The following is a 9,044-nucleotide window of genomic DNA, read 5'->3' on the forward strand; positions in this document are numbered from 1 at the left end:
AATGCGCCACGACCGTCGACTCGCCGCAGCGGCGGCAAGCAAAGTGGGCGAGGCCATGCTCGAGGATGCCGCAGCGCAGCTACGCCTCGAACTCCTCGACGATGAAGTCGGGCAAGCCGCCAGACTGCTCTGCTCGCTCGAGGAAGGTCGGCCAGTGCTGCTCGATCAGCTGGTACAGCAGCGTCTCGTCGGGCCGCCGACGCTCGTAGCTGTCTCGACGCGGAGTCGTCGAGCACGGCGAGGGAGCAGCCACGACCAGCTACTCGGCCGTCGTAGACGTGCTTTGCGGAGCTCATGCGTGAGCCAGCGAGGTGTCCGGGATCTGGGCCACCTTCGCTTGCGGGATGGTGGCTTCGCCGACTCTTTCGCGGTGCACACACCGAGCGGTGCGTGCTCGGAGATTGATCCAAAGGACAGCAGACCGAACCACAACATCGATCTCGTCGCTGTCGTTGATGACCTCCACCAGGCGCGCGTCGCCTTCTAGCCGTTGGGCCCGGGCTCGAAGTGGCGGAAGTTGAAGACAGCCGTGAACAGCGGCGCGTCGCCGTCGAGATCGGTGCAGCGCTGGGCGACGCTCAGCGGCGCAAACTCGAGCTCGACGAGGCGCGCGAGGGTCTCGTCGACCTCGCGCAGCAGCGCGTCGACGTCCTTGCCGACCAGGCTGACCCGCATCGGCAGCGTGTTGATGAAATTGCCGAGCATCCGCTCGACGCCGGGCACCCCTTGCAGGCGCCCGGACAGCCCGCCTGCACGATCGCCTGATCCACGTGGTCGCCCCCTGGCACGACGCCCCCAACCACGAGCAGCACCTGCGACCGCTCGGCGCCAACGGCCAGCGCGCCGCCTTGAGCGCATGCGCGAGGCCCTGCGCGAGTCCAACGCCGACCACGCGCCCAGCGAGGTCGTCCAACAGACCCTGCCCGAGCGCGCCCACCCAGACTTCACCGCCCTGTGGCCGCACCTGCGCGAGGCCGCCCACGCCGAGGCCGCCACGCCCGCGCCGCGCTGCGCGAGCGCGGTCGGGTCGAGGCCAACGAGTTCGAGCGGATCATTGAGCGCCAGCGCAAGCGGATCACCAAGGAACTCGGCGGCCTGGCCCAGCTGGCCCTGGACTTCGAGTCGGCATTCGCCCGCGTAGAGGCACGCGTTCGCCCCGTCAGGTTAACAGACAAACGGAAAGCACGTCGTGAGAAATGGTGGATTTTCGGCGAGCGTCATCCTGGACAATACACCAAGGCGAGGAAATCTACTCATGTATTCGCCACTGCACAAGTGTCGAAACACCTCTACATCTCACGTCAGCCTACTAACCAGGTCTTATCTCAAAAAGTCACGATGTTTTGCTATGCCGATTATAGCCACCTTTCCGCCCTTCAATCTCGAGCCCATATCCTTTGGTCTTGGGAACATTCCGCAACCATGAGGAACCCCGACTCCCCGCTCGAGCAGATCGGCGAGCGCCTCTACACCGCGCGCGCCAAGTACATGCTCGACAACGACGTCGGCCTGACCAAGACCTACAACGCCCTCAAAGACCCAGACATCCACGACCCGGCGGTCGCCTTGCTCCGCGAGCTCGACCGCACCGTGCTCGCCGCCTATGGCTGGTCCCACATCCAGGTCCCGCCCTACACGGATCCCCAGACCCCAGACGAAAAGGCCATTCGCCAGGCATTCGAGGACTCCGTGATCGACGAGCTGTTTAAGCTCAACGCCGAGCGTGCGGCCCAAGAGCGCGAGCTCGCGGACGAGGCCCCGGCCCAACCCGAAACGGCCCGCAAGCCGAAAGTGAACCGCGCAAGGACCAAGAAACCCTCGAGATGTGGAAATGAGCTCGACTCGACACATTCGCCTCATCGTGTGCCCTGACCCGCAATGGCAACATCGGATCCCTTCGCTAGTTTCGATCTCGCGCCCTATCAAGCCGCGCCGCAGCTGCCCCTGCAGACCCTCGTCGTGCTCAGCAAGGCCCTGTCGTCGCGCATGCCCAGCGACCGCCGGCCTACGTCGCCGCCGCCGAGCTGGCCATGCGCGAGGTCGCCAACGACTCCGAGCAGGCCATGGTCGTTCGCCTGCGCGAGTCCAACGAGGCCTCGCTCGGCGCCGATCTCGAGCTCGACAACGCCCTCGACGGCCTGTAAGCGCTGCTCCGCGACCGCATGGGCGGGTGGGGCCGCTACGCGCGGCCTGGCCTCGACGTCCTGATCGACGACGATCAGCTCTTGGTCGACTTCGAGGCCGTCCGCGACAAGGCGACCCTGCCCGCGAGCTCAGCACCCAGCTGTTCGGCGAGGGCCAGCTCGCCATGCTCAATCGCTCGTACCCCGAGCAATCGCAGCTGATGGAAAACCTGCTCGGCTTGACGCAACCGACGAACTCGAAGACGAGCTGCTCGAGTTCGGCGGCGAAGAACTGCTGCCGATCATCCAGCGCTGCCAAGCCCTCTACAAGTCCATGATCGATCGCCGCAGCGGCAAAGACCCCACCTCGCGCGCGGATCTGCGAACGCTGCGGGCCAAGCTGCAGCGCCGCATCGTCCGCTACAACACCCTGGTCCTGACCATGCACGACGAGGCCAACCCGCGACCCCAGCGCTGGTCGAACAGGCGCTGCAACCAATGATCACACTGCGATCCCAGCGCAGCGGATCCACGACCGGCGACAACACCGAGCAAGAGCCCGCGCTCGACGAAGGCGCGCCCGCAGACCCGCCAAAGGCCGCGGCCGAGCCGCCCAGCGAGCCGTAGAACCCTCTGCGACGCGCCCGCGCTGCAGCCGGCCCTGACGACCCGCCCCCAGGAGCCCCTGCTCGGCCACAGCGGCGCGCTGAGGGCTCTTGAAGCAGGTCTGGGGCCCCGAGACGTCCCGGAGCAGTTCGGGGGTAGGCACAGGGCGATCGAGGACGTCCCAGAGCACTTTCGGGGGTAGGGTGCCCTGCTTCAAAAGTACCCCCGACTCATCTCCGCGCACCCCCGCGGCCCAACATGGGCGCTCCATCGGCGTTCTGAGACCCGGCTCGGAACGCCGCCCACTGCGCCTCGGTGGACCAGTCGTGTGCAGTATGAGATCCACCCCGTCGCCCCGAGAAGGTCGCCCCGGAAAAGTCGCAGCGCGCAAAGACACAATTGACCCAGGCACGCGGCGTCTGGCCGAAGGGCTCGCCCGCCTCACGGAGGGCCCGGAGCAGGCGACAGCTTGGTGTGCAGACAGGCTCCAGAACCACCGGTTCGCCCCCTGAGTTCGTAGTCGAACCCAACCTTCACTGAGCTCGTTCTCCGCGTCGCCCAAGCGATGTCAATGGGGGTCCAAGCACCTTCATCAGAGACCTCTGCGGTTGGATCTCGTAGTTTCGGGCCGATCTACACCGCTGTTGCGATTTTCAACTAAAGAACGATCGGATACCGATGATGAACAACTTCGCGCCGATTTCCTGCTCCTCTCGAACAACTTCAACCGTTCGCGGCCGCCGTTCGCCGGCAGCGCCGACCGCTAGCGTGAGAGCAACGAACCGTCTGCACCCAGGCTGCCGGTCCGGAGCGACTCGCAAGCTCCTTGCTCGTGCCAGGCTGCTGGTGTAGCTTCCACCCATGTCCGACGAGTCGCGGCAGCGGTGGCACAAGAGTCCATGGTGGGGATGGATGTGGGGCCGCGTTCCGGTCGCATTCATCCTATACGTGTCGGTATTAGCAGGGGTCCTGTCATACTTTTACATCATCGCCGAGTAGGCGCTGATCGTCCTGCCGAACGCCGCGTCGTTCGATGTTTCGGCGAGTTGGCGTGCGTCTGCAAGGGGCTGTCGGCTATGTATCAACCGGACCACAGCGCGACAGACACAGGAGCTCATCCACGAGCGCTCGAGAGTGTTTGTCCGACGCGATCTGACTCATAGCGACAGCAGACTCATAGTCTTCGGCGGCGTCATCGGCCGCCAAGAGCGCTCCGATGCATGCTGATCCTCCGGCAAAAAGCCCACCAAGCCCCATCACACCACCCAGTACCCCCAACCCGCAGGCGGCCAGGGAAGCCTTGAGCCGATTCTCGACTTTTCCCCGAGCGTTCTTCAAGGCTGCGTCAGCCACTAAGACGCCGTCCCACAGCAGTGATACTTGTTCCGCTTCGTCTGTACAGGACATCTCAAACCCTCCCGGGTGTGTTGAAGAGGTTCATCTCGTCTTGATAGAGACGAAAGAACGGGCGCATGCGATAGGTGACGTCGTCAAGCCAGCTCAATTTGCGCAGCTTCGAGAGGCTGACGCGGTCGATCTCAATCCCAACCTCGTTCTCCTCGAGCCATGACTGCTGCCGTCGAATGAACCCTCGGATCACGCAGCAGCCCCCCTCGACCAGACCGTTCTTCGCCAAGCTGAACATGTGTGCCCGAACCCGAACGCGGGCGTCACTATCGAAGGCTCGGAGTACGACAAACGAGGAAAACTTGGGCGGCTTGGGATCGTAGTCCAGGGAAAGGCTCTCGATGCGTCCCCGGACTTCGACAAGCTCATCATCGTCGACTCCGCCGAGCGCTCCGAGCTGAGCGCCAACTCCAATCGGCACCTTCGATGGCGCGTCGCGCTTCGCCGCTTTGCGCTCGTTCTCCAGAAAAGACTCCGCCGCCAACGAGTAGGTGTGCCCGAGGACGTGAGCCGAGTAGGCCACGAGCAGCCCGAGACGGGCGCACGCTTCGGTCAGGCTCAGCGCAACGGGGCCAAGTTCCTCCAGGAACTCGGTTGGTATGCCGTGGCGCGACATGGTGCCCGAAACCTGGCCGATCGAGAGCCCAAGCGCACCGGTTTGATCGAGGACACTTTGCGCGAGCAACCGAGCGTCCTCGAGGGATGCGTTGTTGCCCGTGAACAGCGCGTGAAACTGCGAAAAACCGCCGTCGACAAACGCTGCGGCCTGCTGCGTGAACGAGGCAGTCTCTGCGATGCTCGCGTCGTCGATCACAAACGGCTCCGCCTCACCGTCGTGCGCTGCTGCGAGATGCGATGCCAGACAGGCCAGGCGAAACGACGTCGCGGTGGCGGCCGTGTACATGGCCACGAATGCGGTCTGAGAGTTCGCAGCCACGCGCCGGCTCGCGTTGGCGACGCCCAGGATCGGTGCGTCGCCGGCCAGCAGCGCCTCGACCCGGCTCTGGGCCGTTGGCGCGCCCCACATCTGCGTCGCGGCACCGAGCAGAGCGTCGCGCCAGTCCGCCGCTGTGTCAGATTCCGCTTTTGCCATGTCGGATAACACGGCCCGCCAGGCGTCGACACCTTCGGCGTGCTGCTCGACCCTCGACTGGACGGCCGAAGTGTTCGCGCGCAACAGGTCGAGGATCGTCACCGCTTGGCCCGCCAGCGCTGCGGCAACTTGTTGCAGCTGTTTCCACTCCTTGGAGAGCGCCTCGGTCTGACGTAGCTGGTCGAGTGTCGTGCGCAGCAACTCCTGCGCAGCTTGATGTCCACTCAACGGTTCTCCATATCCCATCATGGGTTCCATCGTCCTTTGTCCAGTGTTCCTCGCATGGCCGACGATCACCTCGCTCGGCTCGTGGTTACGGACTGAAGGGCTCGCAGCGAGTCGCTCTCCGACCGACCGAGCCAGCGCGTAGGCTTCCATCACCGCCGATTTCCATGCCCCCGATCCGGGCAGACCAACATAGGCGTTCACAATACCTTCAACCCACGCAGCCAACCTTGGCCAGTTTCCGCTCGTCGCGCGAACCTCCAGCTCGAGTTGCCGAAGGACCCAATGATTGTGGCCGACACGGGCAAGTCCAGCCTCTTTGCGTAGCTCATCGTCGGCCGGGTAAGCGAGAAACGGTAGCCAGGCGGACAGGGCCCCGTTTCGTTCGAGCATCTGCTTTTTGATCTCTGGCTTGCCCTGCTCGGCCCACCATTTGCGGGCGCGTCCGATCTCCGGCGGGTGCGCTGCCCGAAAGCGAGAACAGGAGGGACACTCGCAGTCCCACCCGCGGCCACCTTGAATCCAGACGCTGGCGACGCGATAGGCCTTGTACTTGAGCGGCGCTGGGTCCCTGACGTAGAGGCTGATCGTCGGGCTCGACCAGCCGTCGACAATCGGCGCGGTGCTGTCTGTGGCGAAATAATTCTCACCCGCTCCGAGCAGAGAGAGTAACGGCAACAAGATGGGCGTGCCCACGCCCAGGCCGTGGAAGGCCGGTCGAGGACGTCCAACTCGGCGAAAGCCCTCGAGCACGCCCGCTGAGATCTCGATGACACGCAAGTAGGGCCGTGGGATCGTCGCCGCGAGCTCGATCACTCGGCCGTCCTCGACCCGATAGTCAACGTAGTTGCGATCGGTGAGAGCGCCAAACAAGCCAACTGTGACCCCGTCAAGCCCTGCCTCGGCGGCAACTTGGCCAGCGAGCACGGCGGAGTCGTAGTCGAGCGCATGAAGTCCAGCGAGGACCTTGCCACCCACTTCGCCAAACTCGCCGTCGATGGTTCGCCGTGCGAAGTTCACTGCCCGCTGTGCTCGCTCTGCGAAAAAGCTTGCCGGGAGATCGACGTACTCAGGCTCGAGGTTGAGCCCGCCCATGGTGCCCAGCGTGAGATCCTCCATCCCGACCAGCAGGCTGGGAGCGATCGATGTCTGACGGCGAACCGCGTCGCGAGTGAACGTGTCGGTGGTGATCGCCTCGCTCCTCACCGTCATCGCCTGCGCGAGCGCCCGAAACCGACCGGAGAGGTTCGCGGGCAAGTCTTTGGGTCGAGCATAGCGGCCGCTCGCCTTCTCCCATGCACGGCGGTCCGCATCGAGTTTGGCGGCCTCAGGCGCAAATTCCTTGCCGATGCCGCGGAAGACGTCCATGTTGCCGTTGTCGGCGATCAGCACCCGCCCTTCGGCTCTGACCACACCCGCAAGCTCGCTGAGCCCGCCGGTATAGTCGGCCGAGAGCAGGTACGCATCGAAGCGGCCTTCACTGTCGCCCTCCGTCAATGTATAGGGCTTGAGGTTGGGGACAAAATGAAACATGGGCTCTGGGCATCGCCAACTGCGTCGTTGCACTTGGGCGAGGCCGCGACCTTAGCACTGTGCTGCCCGACGATGTAAGGAAAAATGAACTCGCTTCGCCAGCCCGGCCAAGATATCCAACGTGGCCATGTTGGTGGCAAGCTGGCTCGGTGGGCCCGAGCGCCTCGACGCGTGCCGTTCGCAGCCAAGAGCGCTCCCTGGCTCGGCGGTGAGTGGCGCGAGATCGCACTCAGCTTGCTCGAGATCCGAACTCAAGCAGCGCGCGTGAGGGGGGCGGCGCGGTTAAATCAGGGGACGTGAAGGATCGCGGGCCCAGTTGAGCCCGACGAGGAGATCGGTTCCCTCGGTCAGACCCGGGGGGGAAACATCGCCGAACGGCGATGGCCAGGTCGTGCGATCGAACCGACAGTTGCGGAAGGTCGCCCCCGAGAAGGTCGCCCTGGAAAGGTCGCAGCGTGCAAAGACACAATTGACGAAGATCGCTCGCGGATAGATGCCATGGTGCAGGCCTGATCAGCGTGAGGCACGCAACGTGTTCCTCGCGTTCGAGCTGGGCTAGACCGCGGGGCTCTGCCAGCGGTCGGCCGCGAGGACAAACTAGGAATGAAGCGCTGCCTTTCGCAGCCTCGAACCGAACGGAGGAACACGTGAACTACCTGGGCATCGATGTGCACTCAGCCGCAAGTGTCTGGTGTCTGCTCGACGAGTCTGGCGAGCAGGTCGAACGCGGCCGTACCCCAACCACCTACCCCGCGCTGCGCGAGCTCGCATCGCGGCTCGGCGACGACACCGAGATCCTCGCTGGCCACGAGGTCGGCAGTCAGGTCTACCTCGTCCACGACGCCGTCTCCGCCGCAGGCGTGACGATCCAGGCGTTCAACGCCAACCACCTGCGCATGATCGCCGCGTCACGAAAGAAGACCGACAAGCACGACGCCTACTGGATCGCCCGGGCGCTACAGACGGGGATGACGCCTCACCCGGTCTACATCCCCAGCGGCAGGGTCCGCGAGCTCCGCCGCTTGCTCGCTCGTCGGCGCATGGTCATGCGAGATCGCAAGCGTTGGCAATATCGAGCGCGGGCGTTCTTGCGTTCTTACGGCGTGCTCGTCAGCCCGGGCAATAGTCGGATCAGGCAAAAGGTCGACGAGATCCTCGAAACCCCTGACGGTACCGACACCGAATTGCTCGATAGCCTCGGCCTCTGCGAACGTAGCATCTCGTTGTTCGCCGAGGAATGTACCGACATCGATGTGAAGATCGCTACGCTGACTAAAGACATCGACGTCATTCGGCGCTTGCGAACAATCCCTGGCGTCGGCGAACTCGTGTCTGCAAACATCTATGCGGCGGTCGGTGATATCACTCGCTTCCCGAACGCGCGCAAGCTCGCTGCGTATGCAGGCCTGGTACCGACAGTCAGCCAAAGCGGTGGTCCTGCAAGGATCGGTCACATCACCAAAGAGGGGGCGGGCGAGTTACGTGCGATCATGACTCAGGCCGCACACATTGCCTCATTCCCGAGGACGAAAAACGCAGACGAACTTCGTGCCTACCTCGAGCGGATCCGGGGCAATCGCGGCCGGAAGAAAATCGCGCTGACCGCCCTGGCCCGCTACATGCTGAGCATCGCGTATCACATCTGGCGCGATGGCACCGAATACGACCCCAAGCGAATGAGGTGCAACACCCACTGAGTTTCAATCAAGGCCGCCGCCGATCAGCGAAGTCAGTTTGGGTCAGGCCGCGCATGTCCTGGACTCCCGCCGCGTGCGAGAGCAAACTCCCGGGTAGATTGGCCGACCCATCTTTTCGCATGGCACCTTGTGACCGGGCCTCGAGCCTGAGCACGTATGGAAGGTTGGTGACTCCTGATTTTGCGGCACTCGATCGCCTCGAAACGAGGCGCACGGCTTCGCCGTGCCGTCTGCCTGGACGGCGGCATGAGGTCCCTGATCGAACACACGTACTGCATCGATTTCCCCTTGACCGGCACCATGGAAGGACATTCGATGCGGGGTCGGGGGTGGCGTGAACGTCGCGCCGCTCATTCTCGG

At 64.0% G+C, this 9,044-nt stretch carries 9 protein-coding genes; 5 read left to right on the forward strand and 4 right to left on the reverse strand.

Translation table 11 applies throughout. From position 1 onward, the window contains the following. Positions 1-79 precede the first annotated feature (79 nt). On the reverse strand, positions 80-253 hold the full coding sequence (locus tag DB30_RS39330) for a hypothetical protein (protein WP_153258488.1): 174 nt from the start codon (positions 251-253) through the stop codon (positions 80-82). A gap of 230 nt (positions 254-483) precedes the next feature. Continuing rightward, positions 484-723, reverse strand: a complete 240-nt coding sequence (locus tag DB30_RS43325; RefSeq protein ID WP_052559100.1) for a condensation domain-containing protein — start codon at positions 721-723, stop codon at positions 484-486. A 133-nt stretch (positions 724-856) separates the two neighbouring features. Here DB30_RS43325 and DB30_RS39340 point away from each other — a divergent pair, with 133 nt between their 5' ends. The 4 genes from DB30_RS39340 (at position 857) to DB30_RS42945 (ending at position 2,750) form a co-directional block, all read left to right on the forward strand. Beyond that, complete coding sequence (locus DB30_RS39340) at positions 857-1,141, forward strand: hypothetical protein (RefSeq protein WP_052559102.1); 285 nt, start codon at positions 857-859, stop codon at positions 1,139-1,141. 281 nt (positions 1,142-1,422) lie between these two features. Further along, the gene (locus tag DB30_RS39345) at positions 1,423-1,872 is read left to right on the forward strand and encodes a hypothetical protein (protein ID WP_052559103.1); all 450 of its coding nucleotides are present in this window, start codon (positions 1,423-1,425) and stop codon (positions 1,870-1,872) included. A gap of 585 nt (positions 1,873-2,457) precedes the next feature. Continuing rightward, on the forward strand, positions 2,458-2,625 hold the full coding sequence (locus tag DB30_RS39350) for a hypothetical protein (protein WP_153258490.1): 168 nt from the start codon (positions 2,458-2,460) through the stop codon (positions 2,623-2,625). After that, on the forward strand, positions 2,622-2,750 hold the full coding sequence (locus DB30_RS42945) for a hypothetical protein (protein WP_276204421.1): 129 nt from the start codon (positions 2,622-2,624) through the stop codon (positions 2,748-2,750). Before DB30_RS39350 ends, DB30_RS42945 begins: the two co-directional genes overlap by 4 nt. 1,387 nt (positions 2,751-4,137) lie before the next feature. Here the strand turns inward: DB30_RS42945 and DB30_RS39355 are convergent. Then, a complete protein-coding gene (locus tag DB30_RS39355; RefSeq protein WP_052559107.1) occupies positions 4,138-6,987 on the reverse strand; it encodes a hypothetical protein in 2,850 nt (949 codons plus the stop codon). A 282-nt stretch (positions 6,988-7,269) separates the two neighbouring features. After that, on the reverse strand, positions 7,270-7,494 hold the full coding sequence (locus DB30_RS43330; RefSeq protein ID WP_146662721.1) for a pentapeptide repeat-containing protein: 225 nt from the start codon (positions 7,492-7,494) through the stop codon (positions 7,270-7,272). A gap of 140 nt (positions 7,495-7,634) precedes the next feature. Here DB30_RS43330 and DB30_RS39365 point away from each other — a divergent pair, with 140 nt between their 5' ends. Further along, positions 7,635-8,684, forward strand: a complete 1,050-nt coding sequence (locus tag DB30_RS39365; protein ID WP_052559108.1) for an IS110 family RNA-guided transposase — start codon at positions 7,635-7,637, stop codon at positions 8,682-8,684. Positions 8,685-9,044 lie beyond the last annotated feature (360 nt).

The sequence above is a fragment of the Enhygromyxa salina genome, from assembly GCF_000737335.2.
Lineage (GTDB): Bacteria > Myxococcota_A > Polyangia > Nannocystales > Nannocystaceae > Plesiocystis > Plesiocystis salina_C.